The sequence below is a fragment of the Acinetobacter sp. YH12254 genome (assembly GCF_013417415.1).
GTDB lineage: Bacteria > Pseudomonadota > Gammaproteobacteria > Pseudomonadales > Moraxellaceae > Acinetobacter > Acinetobacter pseudolwoffii.
The window spans coordinates 163464-177364 of the sequence record NZ_VPEB01000007.1; the positions used below are offsets into that span (position 1 = coordinate 163464).

At 40.1% G+C, this 13901-nt stretch carries 17 protein-coding genes, 1 tRNA gene and 1 pseudogene; 7 read left to right on the forward strand and 12 right to left on the reverse strand.

Annotated elements, in window-relative coordinates:
• Positions 1-12 precede the first annotated feature (12 nt).
• From rpsB to FTV29_RS15290, 4 genes are all read left to right on the forward strand, one after another.
• Positions 13-759, forward strand: coding sequence for a 30S ribosomal protein S2 (gene rpsB, locus FTV29_RS07470; RefSeq protein ID WP_005097534.1), 747 nt, complete (start codon positions 13-15; stop codon positions 757-759).
• Between the two features lie 142 nt (positions 760-901).
• The gene (gene tsf / locus FTV29_RS07475) at positions 902-1777 is read left to right on the forward strand and encodes a translation elongation factor Ts (RefSeq protein ID WP_005097533.1); all 876 of its coding nucleotides are present in this window, start codon (positions 902-904) and stop codon (positions 1775-1777) included.
• A gap of 410 nt (positions 1778-2187) precedes the next feature.
• Positions 2188-2328 carry a DUF3465 domain-containing protein gene (locus tag FTV29_RS15285; RefSeq protein WP_347929327.1) on the forward strand — a complete coding sequence of 47 codons (141 nt, stop codon included), beginning with the start codon at positions 2188-2190 and terminating at the stop codon, positions 2326-2328.
• On the forward strand, positions 2294-2437 hold the full coding sequence (locus FTV29_RS15290) for a DUF3465 domain-containing protein (RefSeq protein ID WP_347929744.1): 144 nt from the start codon (positions 2294-2296) through the stop codon (positions 2435-2437). The genes FTV29_RS15285 and FTV29_RS15290 overlap by 35 nt, the downstream gene beginning before the upstream one ends.
• An 18-nt stretch (positions 2438-2455) precedes the next feature.
• Here FTV29_RS15290 and FTV29_RS07485 read toward each other — a convergent pair whose 3' ends face one another.
• The 7 genes from FTV29_RS07485 to FTV29_RS07515 form a co-directional block, all read right to left on the reverse strand.
• Positions 2456-2911: a DUF962 domain-containing protein gene (locus FTV29_RS07485; RefSeq protein WP_005097532.1), complete on the reverse strand. Its 456-nt coding sequence runs from the start codon at positions 2909-2911 to the stop codon at positions 2456-2458.
• Between the two features lie 245 nt (positions 2912-3156).
• Positions 3157-3771, reverse strand: a complete 615-nt coding sequence (locus FTV29_RS07490) for a septal ring lytic transglycosylase RlpA family protein (protein WP_005097531.1) — start codon at positions 3769-3771, stop codon at positions 3157-3159.
• A 290-nt stretch (positions 3772-4061) separates the two neighbouring features.
• On the reverse strand, positions 4062-5063 hold the full coding sequence (gene mltB / locus FTV29_RS07495; RefSeq protein WP_180075284.1) for a lytic murein transglycosylase B: 1002 nt from the start codon (positions 5061-5063) through the stop codon (positions 4062-4064).
• A 294-nt stretch (positions 5064-5357) separates the two neighbouring features.
• Entirely contained in the window at positions 5358-6011 is a 654-nt protein-coding gene (locus FTV29_RS07500; RefSeq protein ID WP_074383325.1) for a hypothetical protein, read from the reverse strand.
• A gap of 18 nt (positions 6012-6029) precedes the next feature.
• Positions 6030-6845 carry an NADPH-dependent 7-cyano-7-deazaguanine reductase QueF gene (gene queF, locus FTV29_RS07505; RefSeq protein WP_180001202.1) on the reverse strand — a complete coding sequence of 272 codons (816 nt, stop codon included), beginning with the start codon at positions 6843-6845 and terminating at the stop codon, positions 6030-6032.
• Complete coding sequence (locus tag FTV29_RS07510; RefSeq protein WP_005097525.1) at positions 6845-7618, reverse strand: ABC transporter permease; 774 nt, start codon at positions 7616-7618, stop codon at positions 6845-6847. Before FTV29_RS07510 ends, queF begins: the two co-directional genes overlap by 1 nt.
• Positions 7615-8550 carry an ABC transporter ATP-binding protein gene (locus FTV29_RS07515; protein WP_100357432.1) on the reverse strand — a complete coding sequence of 312 codons (936 nt, stop codon included), beginning with the start codon at positions 8548-8550 and terminating at the stop codon, positions 7615-7617. Before FTV29_RS07515 ends, FTV29_RS07510 begins: the two co-directional genes overlap by 4 nt.
• Positions 8551-8728: 178 nt before the next feature.
• Between FTV29_RS07515 and FTV29_RS07520 the strand changes: the two genes are divergently transcribed.
• Both FTV29_RS07520 and FTV29_RS07525 read left to right on the forward strand, forming a co-directional pair.
• Positions 8729-8804 (forward strand) — tRNA-Arg (locus FTV29_RS07520).
• 485 nt (positions 8805-9289) lie between these two features.
• Positions 9290-10207, forward strand: a complete 918-nt coding sequence (locus FTV29_RS07525; RefSeq protein WP_005097509.1) for a LysR family transcriptional regulator — start codon at positions 9290-9292, stop codon at positions 10205-10207.
• 37 nt (positions 10208-10244) lie between these two features.
• Here FTV29_RS07525 and FTV29_RS07530 read toward each other — a convergent pair whose 3' ends face one another.
• On the reverse strand, positions 10245-10418 hold the full coding sequence (locus FTV29_RS07530) for a hypothetical protein (RefSeq protein ID WP_005097508.1): 174 nt from the start codon (positions 10416-10418) through the stop codon (positions 10245-10247).
• A gap of 874 nt (positions 10419-11292) precedes the next feature.
• Here FTV29_RS07530 and FTV29_RS07535 point away from each other — a divergent pair.
• Entirely contained in the window at positions 11293-11511 is a 219-nt protein-coding gene (locus FTV29_RS07535; RefSeq protein WP_005097507.1) for a hypothetical protein, read from the forward strand.
• 161 nt (positions 11512-11672) lie between these two features.
• Here FTV29_RS07535 and FTV29_RS07540 read toward each other — a convergent pair whose 3' ends face one another.
• The 4 genes and pseudogenes from FTV29_RS07540 to FTV29_RS07555 form a co-directional block, all read right to left on the reverse strand.
• The gene (locus FTV29_RS07540; protein WP_005097506.1) at positions 11673-12023 is read right to left on the reverse strand and encodes a hypothetical protein; all 351 of its coding nucleotides are present in this window, start codon (positions 12021-12023) and stop codon (positions 11673-11675) included.
• Positions 12024-12221: 198 nt separating this feature from the next.
• Positions 12222-12887, reverse strand: a complete 666-nt coding sequence (locus FTV29_RS07545; protein WP_005097504.1) for a hypothetical protein — start codon at positions 12885-12887, stop codon at positions 12222-12224.
• Positions 12888-12987: 100 nt separating this feature from the next.
• Positions 12988-13686, reverse strand: coding sequence for a 3'-5' exonuclease (locus FTV29_RS07550; RefSeq protein ID WP_180075285.1), 699 nt, complete (start codon positions 13684-13686; stop codon positions 12988-12990).
• Between the two features lie 97 nt (positions 13687-13783).
• A pseudogene (locus FTV29_RS07555) lies at positions 13784-13901 on the reverse strand (IS982 family transposase); the annotation flags it as partial.

Consider the following 13901-nt stretch of genomic DNA (forward strand, 5'->3'; position numbering starts at 1 on the left):
AAGGTAAAGAAAATGGCAGATTACAACGTAGGCATGCGCGACCTTCTACAAGCAGGCGCACACTTTGGTCACCAAACACGTTTTTGGAACCCAAAAATGCGCGATTACATCTTTGGTGCGCGTAACAAAATTCACATCATCAACCTTGAGCACACTGTTCCTGCGTTAAATGATGCTTTGAACTTTGCTAACAACTTGGCGAGCAAAAAGAACAAAGTTTTGTTTGTTGGTACTAAGCGCGCAGCTTCTGCAATCATCCGTGAACAAGCGCAACGTGCTGGTCAACCATATGTTGATCACCGCTGGTTAGGTGGTATGTTGACGAACTGGAAAACACTTCGCCAATCTATCAACCGTCTAAAAGACCTTCAAACTCAATCTCAAGACGGTACTTTCCTTAAGCTAACTAAACGTGAAGCTTTAGAACGTACTCGTGAGATGGAAAAACTTGAACGCGGTCTTGGCGGCGTGAAAAACATGGGTGGTTTACCTGACGCATTATTCGTAATCGACGTTGATCACGAAGCAATTGCAATCAAAGAAGCAAAGAACCTTGGTATTCCTGTAATCGGTATCGTTGATACAAACTCTAACCCAGACAACGTAGATTACGTTATTCCGGGTAACGATGATGCGATCCGTGCAGTAACACTGTATGCTTCTGCTATGGCTGATGCGATTCTTGCTGGTAAAGAATATGCTCAATCACAAGCGAATGCACAAGCTAAAGCAGAAGAAGCTCCAGCTTCTGAGGCTTAATGCGTTTGACGCAAGCTTGTCATTTTTGCGACATGTGATGGTGGCAAAGTAAGCGTTATGTATGCAGGCGGCCCATGAGAACTCCTCTGGGCCGTTTCTGTTCTAAAAAGAATTCATTTTCTACCGAATTTAGGAGATAAACATGACTGCAGTTACAGCAAGCATGGTTAAAGAATTGCGCGATCGTACTGGTCTTGCAATGATGGAATGTAAAAAAGCTTTGACAGAGGCGGGCGGCGACGTTGAATTAGCGATCGATAACCTACGTAAATCTGGTCAAGCGAAAGCTGCTAAAAAAGCGGGTAACATCGCTGCTGATGGCGCGATCACGATTGCTCAAGAAGGCAACAAAGCACTTCTTTTAGAAGTAAACTGCCAGACTGACTTCGTTGCAAAAGATGAAAACTTTGCTGGTTTCTCTGCGAAAGTTGCGGCTGCTGCACTTGCTGCAAACGTAACTGATCCTGCTCAAATCGCTGAATTGAAACTAGAAGATGGTGCAACTGTAGAAGAAGCGCGTATCGCTCTTGTTCAAAAAATCGGTGAAAACATCCAAGTACGTCGTGCGAAAATTGTTGAAGGTGCTAACCTTGCAGTTTACAAACACGGTCTTCGTATCGGTGTTGTTGTTTCTTATACTGGTGATGAAGCAACTGGTAAAGGCTTGGCAATGCACGTTGCTGCGTTCAACCCAGTCGCTGTAAATGCTGAAGGCGTTTCTGCTGAGCTTATCGCGAAAGAGAAAGAAATTGCTGAAGCGAAAGCACTTGAATCTGGCAAGCCAGCAAACATCGTTGAGAAGATGGTTGTGGGTTCTGTTGAGAAATACTTGAACGAAGTTGTTCTTGAGCGTCAAATGTACGTAATCGACAACGACAAGAAAGTTGCTGACGTTCTTAAAGCAACAGGTACTACTGTAGCTGAATTCGTTCGTTTCGAAGTTGGTGAAGGTATCGAGAAGAAAGCTGAAATGAGTTTCGCAGAAGAAGTTGCTGCTGCTCAGGCTGCTGCTCAATAATTCGGTAACGAATTATAAAGAAGCTCCACTTTGTGGGGCTTTTTTTATATCTGCATAAAAATACAATAAGTCGAAAGCGGTAGTTTTTCTTGGAAAATGCGAGTTTGCTTAGAAAGTACGCGTGATAAAATCAACGAAATTTAAAGAATTGAAAATCATTAATAGCGCATATAAAACCGACATGGGTATTGGGGCGATGATTGCTTATTGATTGCTGTATATCTGTGTTGATACCTAGCAAAACCAGTTTGAGTGGAGCTCCTTAACACAAAGTCAGCCAAGTCGCCACACCGACACTCATTTTGAAGCTATGTCTCAAGATGATCTCAATAAAATTTAGACTGCTTTTCAACATCATCAGGGTGCTATTGGGGTTCGATCTTATCGAACAATGATTGCAACGTTAGGTGATGATCATAAAGGATCACGCTATTAAGAGTTCATGCTTGAATGATCAAATTGTATTGGTGACATATAATATCGATTCCGCACCCGGCATTGGTTCGATTCAAAAAGATGATATTGTCGAATTTTATAGTGAATATAAATAGCGAGAAGGGGGATGTGGCGCACTGGATGCATCATGATTGTGCCCGAAAACATGTGTATGGCCGGTTAAAACATCAAGGAAGAACCTATCAAGAAGGTTCTTCTCATTAGAAAAAATGAAGAATGCTGCTAAATGCTCTTCATGTCTCGTATCTGGCGACTTTTCCAGGAAGGTGCTACTTTAGCTAAATAAGCATCCATGCACCAAATCGGGCCAATAAGAAGGAATTGAAGGTCTTTAAAGAAAGATGGCTTTTTGCCTTCCACTTTGTGGCCATAAAACTGACCAATCCAGGCAAAAACAAATAGGCCAACATAAAAACCGGCACCGACTGGCAGAATCCAGATTAACCAGGCCATGATCAATGTTAAAGCAGCCATTGCAACTGCCAAAACAATATCTAGTCGGGCATAGAAAATAAAAGCCAGAGCTAGCAGAAGGGCGGTCAGTAAAGCACTAAAGTGCGCAATAATGCCAATAATCGAAAAATAGATAGTCGGTACGCAGACCCAGTGAATCAGCTTATTGGTTTTGTTTTGATGACTGTCACTATATTCATCCAGCCATTCAGATATTGTTTTCATTATTCGCTCCATTCCATGAATACGTTGTGCTTGCCTGAAAATATAAAGCAGAATCTAGGTTTGGTCAAAAGTTAATCGTGCCAGAACGTGAATTTTATTTGGCGAATTTGCAACATTCAAGCTGTAATGGACAGGTAGCCGGAGATAAGAGGAACTATAGATTGATTGTCATTTTTCTATAACTTGAAGTTAATAAAAAAGCCACATTACTGTGGCTTTTGGTTAAATGTATTGCAAGTTAAATCTTAAGAATTTGGACCAGCGACACGCTCAATACTGACATTGCCAACACCGGCATTGGTAATGCCGAGTTTCTTCGCTGCGCCATAAGATAAATCGACGACACGGTTACCATGGAATGGGCCGCGGTCATTGACTTTAACCACTACGCTTTTACCATTATTTCTATTGGTCACACGAATATAACAGTTCAATGGCAGGCTACGATGAGCAGCAGTCATTGCATTCATGTCAAAGGTTTCACCGCTTGCAGTTTTACGGCCGTGGAACTGGCGACCATACCAAGAGGCTGTACCTGTCTGACTGAACTTGCGTACAGTATTAGAAGCCACGGTATTCAGTTTTTCAATCACTGAAGGCTCTTCTGCAGGAATTTCAATTTTCGCTGCAATGGTTTCACGGCGAACTTTATCGCCAGAACGCTCAGTGATTGAAAGGCTGTTCAAATTGGTGAAATTTGAATTGAAGCTTTGAGCTTCTTTATTTAATACACGCGTTGCAAGGCGCGAATTGTCATTTTCGTGATTAAACGAAGATGACGGAACCATATCTGCCTGCGATTGCGTCAGTGTGACTATCGTGGCAATAGCCATAAAATACTTCAAAATTGAAGAATGCATCGAATCAACTCCTAACAGCATATCGCATGGATTTGTTCATAAGTAACTGAAAAACCATGTAAACACGCCTGATATTTAACTTATGCAACTACATTTAACGAAATGGATAATATTCATGCCTGCAATATCCTGTCTAGTATTTAATTAAAATAGTTTAAAAAAGAACTTAAAATAAACAATGAGTGATTAAAATATGATCAATATTGTAACACAATATTAAAATTGATCAATATTTGCTCATAATCACTCATAAAAATGTTGACTTTAATAATTTGTATTAAATTCTCATGTTAACGGCTAGTAATTTCTGTACCTAATAACCACAATGCAGTGGCATACATTCGGCTGCGATTATAAGTAGTAATCACTTGAAAATTTGGATAAGTAATATAGTAAATATGCCCATAATTTTCTTGTAATTGAATTACATTGACCAAGTCTAGATCGTCAATTTGAACAATAGGATTCATTGGGCTAATCCCTTGTGTTTTTAACACACCATATGGGCTAGGTTGAGTCAGATCTTTGGCAATTACCGCATCCGGGTTCGAGCCACTATAACGGGCCGGAAAAGCAATCGGTTGATTACGCTGCCAGCCATGCTGGGCTAAATAGTTGGCAATCGAGCCAATCGCATCTACTGCTGAATTACGCAGGTCAATATGTCCGTTACCATCGTAGTCCACGCCGAATTTTGGAATATTACTTGGCATGAATTGTGGATAACCGACCGCACCTGCATAAGAGCCGACGATAGAAGAAGCTGAAACGCCATCTTTATAAGACCAGGCAATTAATGCCGCCAGTTCATCTTGAAAATACTGGGCACGACGCTCATAACCAAAACCTAAGGTGGCCAGCGCATCACGGGTGACAAAAGAACCCTTATTGGTACCAAAGCCGGTTTCTACCCCTAAAATCCCGAGAATGATTGACTGTGGTACACCAAACTGCTGTTCAGCGCGATTCAGCGTTTCCGCATATTGCTGTTTAAAGCGCACACCGCGTTGAATGGTCGACTCAGCCAGAAAGTTGGTTTTATAAGAATACCAAGGCTTGCTTTCACCTGGACGATTCATAATATTGATGATATTGGGCAGGTTACGCGCCCCGTTCATGGCTGAATCGACTTGCTGGGCACTCAGCCCATAATTTTGCATGGCAGTCTGTTTAAAACTGGCATAAGAGGGATGAGATTGGAAATCGTTGGCCAGACTGAAACTGCTGAGACCTAATGCGGTCAATGCGATTGAAAGCTGTTTAAATTTTTTATAAAAATTCGATTTCAACATCTTGGTACGATTTCCAATTTTTGATAAGTTGCGGGCAATGTTATTTGAATCATGCCATGAAAAAGATTGAGAAATTTTTTCAATCATGAGGCTGTAAAAACCAGATTAAAGATAACATTCGGATGATTAAGAGACCTAGATGCATATACAAAAATAGTGAAAGACTGGTTGTTTTTGCGTCAGTTTGCCTTGTGGAGCTGCTTATCTGTAACAAGCTATTTCATTGAACATAAAAAAGCCTGACCGAAGTCAGGCTAATTTCAAAAAATCACTCTTAGATGATTCTATGCAGACCTATTCTGTATAGAACAAGGTGTCATGATATTCAGCCATGGCGCGAAGCTCATCCTTGTTCAGATTGAGAATGATTTTATCTGCAGCCATATTGATGGCCTTAATCACAGCAGAAGCACCAATATCTGCTGCCTTGCGTTTGATCATGCCGAGATCTAAGGTTTTATTAAAATCGACCATAAAGTGACGTACCGTCGCTTCACCAAACTGCTTATACAGGTTGCTAAACATTTGTTTGTCGATACTCTGACCGGCTCTTAGTTCCGCATAATGATGTTTTAAATTGGTCACCAGATTGGCATCCAGCGACTCACCAATACGGATTTGTCCTTCAGGGTCTTTAAACAGACTACGTTCAGAGAAAGCAATAGATTGCTTCACCACATCATTCGGCGCTTTGCTCAATAACTGTTTCAGCAATACCGCCACAGTTGACTTGATATAGCCCGCCAGTTTTTCCGCAGTATCGCGCTTATCACTTGCAGGAAAACGACGCACCAGTTCCGTGAGAATCGCATCAATAATTTCATCATTAATCATCAATGCGGTTTTATCACGAAGTGGGTAAAGCGGCTCATTTGAATTTTTATTTTGTTGTGCAGTCTGAATTGTATTTAAAAGCTCTGCAGAAGGAATAAAACCAAAAAATGGCATTGTTAAACCTCAATGTTTTTATTGTCGCGCTAATCGAATAGGGCGAGGCATCCATGTTAAATCCGATACACGGCAAGGGTTAATATCCAATCCACCGCGGCGTGTATAGGTTGCGTAGACCATCAGCTTTTCCGGTTTCAGTTGTTGCCAGAGATCGGCAAACATCTGCTCCACGCATTGTTCGTGAAAACCGTTATGCTGACGATAAGAAATAATATAAGCCAAAATACTCTTATAACAAGGTTTTTTGCCCTGATAGCGTATAAATACTGTACCCCAATCCGGTTGTCCAGTGACTGGGCAGTTACTTCTTAATAAATGTGAATACAGCTGGATTTCAACTTCTTCGGTATGGTTCGCATCCAGAGCCAAAAGACTCGCATCAGGATGATTTTCCAGACGTTCCGGAATTAGTTCATCAATGCAGATGCCTTCAGGCTTGGCAACTTCCAAGTCATCAACCTGAAATAAATCTAACGTAATCTCTGCGCCAGCCGCAGCAGATAAATCTTTTTCCACCGTGGCGATAAAGTCAGCTTGAGATTCAAATTTGGCAAAATTCAAACTATTAAAGTAGAGCTTGAGTGATTTGGATTCAATCAGATTCGGCGAAGAAGCAGGCAGGCTGATCCGTCCAATTGCGACTTGCGGCACACCGGCTGAATTTAACCAGGAAATTTCAAAAACATGCCACCAGTCGGTGCCTTGCTGAATCGCTTCAACATGTGCGTATTGTTCACGGGCAGGCGCGCGCGAAATTGGAAACAGAACATCAGGCTGATATTCTGTCGGGTAATTGGTGTCTTTACCAAGGAGAGATTGTTCTACACTCATTATTCACGCATTCCTGAACCACGGGAGAGTAAATGATAGGCCAATGCATAGAGCAGGCCGCAACATAAGGTGACCACTGCAAGTGAAACAGTTACATTGACATCGCTATGTCCTAAAATGCCATAGCGGAAGGCATTGACCATATACACCACAGGGTTGATCAAAGATAAATTTTGCCAGAATGGACTTAAGGCAGAAATTGCATAAAACACACCGCCTAAATAAGTCAGTGGCGTTAAAACAAAGGTCGGGATAATCGAAATATCATCAAAAGATTTGGCATAGACGGCATTGATAAAACCACCCAAAGAAAACAGCAGGGAGGTAATCAATACGGTATAAATCGTCACAAACCAGTTGGTAATGTATAGATCTGCAAAAAACAAACTCACGGCACTAACAATAATCGCCACCAGTACTCCACGAATCACACCGCCCAGCACATGTCCCCAAAGAATGGCATGCATCGGTACCGGACTCATGACCAGCTCTTCAATACTCTTTTGAAATTTTGAACTGAAAAAACTGGAAGAGACGTTGGCATAGCTGTTGGTAATCACGGCCATCATGATCAGACCGGGCACAATGAACTCCATATAGCTATAGCCGCCCATGTCTCCAATCCGCGAACCGATCAGATTGCCGAAAATCACGAAATACAAGCTCATGGTGATGGCAGGTGGTAACAAGGTTTGCGGCCAGATCCGCATAAAACGGCGGACTTCTTTATATACAATGGTATATAAAGCTACGCTGAGTTGATTAATGTTCATTGCGCAGCTCCATCCAGATTTTTTTCGACCATTTTGACAAAAAGCTCTTCCAGACGATTGGATTTGTTACGCATACTGCGTACCTGAATATTCTGTGATTCCAATAGCTGGAACAGATCATTCATGCTATGTGCCTTGTCCATGGTAATTTCTAAGGTCATCGGGTCGATTAAATTAAAACGTACCCCGATAATCTCCAGATGCAAAGGTTCAATCGGTGCTGCAAGATCAAAAATAAAGGATTCTTCATTCAGCTGACTTAGGAAGCTCTTCATGCTGGTGTCTTCTTTAATCACACCACGATCGATAATCGCAATGCGGCGACACAGCATTTCGGCTTCTTCTAAATAGTGGGTGGTGAGAATGATGGATGTCCCTTGCTCATTCATCTCGTTCAAAAACTCCCACATTGAACGACGTAATTCGATGTCGACACCCGCAGTTGGCTCATCCAGAATCAAAAGTTTCGGTTCATGCATCATGGCACGTGCAATCATCAAGCGACGTTTCATACCGCCCGACAGCATACGCGCCTGCGTTGCACGTTTTTCCCATAGGCCCAGCTTGGTCAGATAGAGTTCAGCCCGTTGCTGTGCAATTTTTTTAGGAATACCGTAATAGCCGGCTTGCGTCACCAGAATGTCGAAAGTTTTTTCAAACTGGGCGAAGTTAAATTCCTGAGGAACCACACCTAAACACTGTTTGGCTTGGGAGGGGTGGGTATCCAGGTTGTGACCGAAAATTTCGACTATGCCGGCGGTTTTTTTTGTTAATGAACTGATAATACCGATGGTGGTGGATTTTCCGGCGCCATTTGGCCCCAGAAGTGCATAAAACTCACCTTCTGGTACATTTAAGTTGATTCCTTTTAATGCCTGAAAGCCATTGCGATAGGTCTTTGACACATCTCTTAAGATCAGTGCATCAGTCATGAATATCTCAAATGGTGAAAAGTTGAGATATTGTGAGTGATCTTGGAAAATAAGCCAAGTGATTCACATGGAATTCTGTGTTGCTGTTTTGGAACATTGTATAAAGTCTAAGCATAAAATGACGAAGTTATAGATAGTTGCTTTACCTTATGATTTTTTTTGTTATGATGTGCATCGCGCGCTCATAGCTCAACTGGATAGAGTACAGGTCTCCGAAGCCTGTGGCGTGGGTTCGAGTCCCGCTGAGCGCACCATTTTCTTATTTCTTACAACATAAAAATCTCTTTAAATTAAATCTTTATACCAGATCGCTTTTCATAAAACTTTTTATTCAGTGCCACCATATAGATTGCATTGCTTAAATCGAATCTCAAACTCTGTCTTTTCACTTTATTCGATACTGCTCAAAAATAATCTTAAAAGTTTTCAGACAAACAAATGACATGCTCATTTTCTTTTACTTATTCTGATTCTATATTTTGATTTGATACGCTAATTCACAACGGCTTTGAATATTTTGAATACGAGAGCTGATTGCAATGCAGAGTACGACTCTTGAATATCTTGAGGATGAAATAACTCAAATGTTTTAATAAACCCATTTTTGAACAGATTATTTGTTGAGTAAAATTCATTAAAATAATTTAAACGTGAAAATATTGAAGTGATTATTCTGAAATAGATTATGCTATTCACCAAGCTTGAGTAGCTGGTTTCTGTATTTTTTTGGGTAAGCCATATGATAGAACTACGACATTTAAAAACACTGACAGCGCTAAGAGAACATGGATCACTGGTTGCAGCAGCAGGAGATCTCTGTTTAACACCTTCAGCTTTGTCTCACCAATTGCGCGAACTCGATCAATGGTTCGGGGTTGAAGTGGTCAATCGCCGTAGTCGCCCTGTGAGTTTTTCTAATGTAGGTTTACGTTTGTTGAAACTGGCTGATGATGTGCTACCACAAGTACAGATAGCGCAAAGTGATATCACACGTATTGTGCATGGACAGACAGGCCGTATTATATTCTCGTCAGAGTGTCATAGTTGTTTTGACTGGCTAATGCCACTTTTGAATCAGTATCGTATCCAATATCCAGATGTTGATTTGGATTTTGCTTCGGGCTTTGAAGCCAATCCGCATGAATTGTTACAAACGGGCGAGTTTGACTTACTGATTACTGCCGATCCGATTGCACTCAAAGGTGTGGAATATTTCCCGGTATTTGAATATGAATCACGTTTGGTGTTGTCTAATACACATCCTTTAGTACGTGCCCAAGAGATTACGGTGCAGGAACTGGCAGAAGAAACATTAGTAACTTATCCGGTAGATAAGCATCGTCTGGATATCATGTCACGCTTGTTTATTCCTGCGAATATTTTGCCAAAACAGATTCGGACGACCGATTTGACTCAAATGCTGATTCAGCTTGTTGCCAGTGGTCGTGGGATTGCGGCATTGCCAGATTGGGTGGTAAATGAATATGAACAGAAGGGCTGGGTGACTTCGCGCCGTCTGGATTGTGTAGCCCCTGAAGGCTTACGCCGTACTTTATATGCAGGTTATCGAACTGAAGAAAAACAGAAAGATTACTTTGAGGGATTCTTAAAGCAGCTTGACCGATTTTCTAAAAAGCGGGCACAGTATTACACTTGATCCTAATCTCAAAGGAGCAGACTCAATAATATGAATATTAAGGATTCTGTTCCTCTTCATCCTGATGTTGTTGACGGATTTGGTCTCTTTTTACCTGAGGGTCTTTATCTACGCCCAGCTGACCGCGCTGCATCTCTCGATCCTGTTTTTCTTGTGGATCCAATTCCTCTTCTGGAAATTCTTCATTAATTTTTTCATCTGGATGAGTCATCGCAATATACCTTTTTTTAAAATATAGATTTTTTTTTGATCGATTTAAGATCGGGTTTGAGTACATTTGTTTATTGTATATGAGTGACTTTATTACACTGTTGTTTTATAACTGATTTGATTTTATAAATTGTTATGCTTGTAAGTGTGTTTATACAGTACATTTTAAATAAAAATTAGTGCTTTATGTTCAAAATAACAATGGATTATATCTATAAGAAAATTACTTTTAATTCGGCTAATTACAGCGGTTCCTGTAGAGGTTCGCTAATTTCTGAGTAGCGCTTATTATTCTCAATAATTTAAAAAAATAAATTTTAAAAAACTGAATAAATTAATAAAGGATGATGTGAACACATATTGAGCTAAATTAACTTAAATTAAAATTTTATAGAAATCATATATTTATGCTAAAAATATTTTCTTCTAAAAAGAATAATATTTGGAAATTAATAAGCCTGAAATATCATAATTTAGTTTTGAAAAATGACAATTTAAATCTTGTATGAGTCTTCTTTTAGAAGTGTAAAGAGGGCTTGTAGGTCTGAAAAATGTTGCTATATTGAATTCATGGTAGGTCGTAAAACCAATAAGACGCTACCGATAAGTTGGACGGATCAATGACAGTTAGTTGAGTTTGATGTTGATCACCAAACAATAAATCTAGCACTAGCCATCCAACACAGAGCTCGCAGCAATGCGAGCTTTTTTAATGTCTGTTATAAAGCTTTGTTTAATGATTCCAGATAATTTCTTTTCTAATTGATTCATATAAAAAAGTTTACATTGCCAAATTCGCTAACATCTTGACGTTAAATAAGCGATTTAAGTGTGATATAAAAAATGGAAACTTAGAAAATAGAAAGGAGAGAGAAATGTCAAAGATTATTGATATAAAGGTGAAAGACCAATTTAGCAAGGTCATTGAGGCGAAAGCTTTATTACGTTCATTTGCAGAGCAACATCAGCATGATGCAATTGATCTGGTAAAAAAAATTGAACATATCGTGGTAGATGGCGAAACTATTTTACCGAGTATTGAACTGTTATTTGAAAGTCAAAAGTCTTCAAATATTTATAAAGTCGTAGAGTAACTGGATCAATATATTATACAAAGGTGAAAAAATTGAGTCCATCTATCCGATATTACAGGTTTAGCCATTAAAAACTCACCTTCCTGGTGAGTTTTTAATGAATGCAGAAAAGCAGAATTTATCCCCTATTAATAAAAAAGCCCACCGAGGTGAGCCAGAAATCAGATGTACTTAAGTTGTACATTCACATCATATTTTTCAAATTCTTGCAGAATCTGTTTTAAGGTTTGCTGAGCGGTGATATGTTCGGGGCTTAAAGAAATTTCCTGACGAGTATTACTGTCAAAACATTCAATGGCTTGAATCAGCCAATAGTATTCGATAGGGCTTTTTTGAATCACTACACGTCGCGGTTGTAAACTGTCACTGAGCTGGCGGGGCAGTACATAGGTAATTGCCAGTTGCACAAGTTCCAGTTCTTCAGCCGGACTTAAAAAGGTAATGACCCAATTGCCCACCTTGCTCAGTTGCATGGGGTTATCAAACGCATCGAATTCTAAATAATGTGGCATATAGCAACCAAGCGGATTTTAATGATCACTATATGGCGAGATTTTCAGGTTTTTTCTATCCCGCTTAAGTCTGATATTTCAGGATTTAAATTTAGAGATAATATAAATATAGTGTAAAATCAATTGTCTATATTTGAAATCTAAATCTGCTTGATTGCTAAAGTCACTCATTTAAGAGTTTAAAAGACTAAGACATGCTTATTCATGAGCTTGATTTTGCTGTAATTGTGCCAAAGAAAAATTGATCTGTTTTAGAATGTAATTCAATTCTTGCGGAGGAAGTCGGCTTTCCTGCAGTGAGGTGATCCACTGTATTTGGCACATTTTTAAACTGCGCACATCCTGTACCTGTAAAATATGCTGAATTTGCTGTTTGGCCATCAAGCCACAATATTTTTGTAAGCTTTCCATCATCATATATTTGAGGTCTTCAAAAGATAAAGCTTGCGGTTCGGGTAGATGGGGTTGATTGTCTGGATTTGTTTCAATAGATGAGTTTTCTTGCAGCTCTTCGATAGGAACTAGGAGGTTTTTGCGGTTCTCGGTTACAGAAGGGACGGGCAGAGGTGAATTTAAGGGACGGTAAATCTCGGAATGCGCCAAATTGATTTTGGTATCGACTTCTGTGCCGGTCTGATGTGGACTGTTTGATATTATGCTGGTGTGAGCCGGAACAATTAAATCCATTTCACAAAGTTGCTCTAAAAGCTCGGCGGGAGCTAGTTGCTGCTTTAATCTCTCATGTAACAGATCAAAATCTTTGCTGCCGATTAGCACCAATAAGCGGCGTTGGCGTGCGGTCAAGGGGATAGAGCGATTCTGTAGCACCTCGACCCCACGTGGAGTTTTATAAAAATGCATCATAGCTGAATGAGTTGTTCCCTAAATTCAGCTAGAGCATAGTCTGGGATAATTACAATAATATGAAGAATATATTAAAAAACAGATACTTGTTTTAAGGATTTTAAAGCGTACTAATCGCTGTATTTTCGAGAGCCTTACGCAAATAAGGATCCAGTTCATCTTGGCGCAATAGCCATTGCACATAGTCGGCAGGAAGCTCTGCAATTGCGCTACCGCGATGTTTACCAAAGTTAATCATACGTGGAATTCGGGCATCTTCAGAAGCATCGAACAGCTCCTGCATACTGTTAATTTTCAGGTGGTGTACGATATGCATCAGGATGTTGGCAGTTAAAATAATATCCATATCGGCACGATGCGCTTTACGGATCATTTCACGTGCTCGTTCACTGCCTTTGGTAATCATATAAATCAGTGCAGAAATATTATGTGCTTCTGCATCTGGCCAGACCCGACGTGCTAAAGCCAGTGTACAAATCGCTTTAATTTTCGAGGTATCTACCCCACATTTTTCGACGGCACGAACGTCATAATCAATATTATGACCAATCATATAAATCGTTTCATCTGGCAGGCGAAAGGTACTGTAATGTGGCTGACCTTCCAGGTCAGACTCCAGAATATGATGCACCGCCATGGCGGCAAAAGAAATGGGTTCGTCACATGAATAGAGCTGATCAAACAGGCGGCTTTTATCCATACTGATTTTATGGTCTACAATTGCGACAGGCGCATAGGCAATTTCAATGGGTTGACCATTTAAAGTATGCGTTTCGGTATCAAGAATAATGGCCTGCATGCGTTGAGCACCATAAAAGAAGAGACAGACTCATATTAACGATAAATTGGGAAAAAGATTAGGCTGAATATTAAAAAATATACTTTTTACGCCAATCTCAACTTAAAATGAGTTTTTCGAGTTGAATTGGCGAATGGCCAAGCTTCTTATTCAAAACAACGCAGACGGTGTGTGACAGAATCTTTCTAATAAAGCGATGTGATAAATGCCATAAA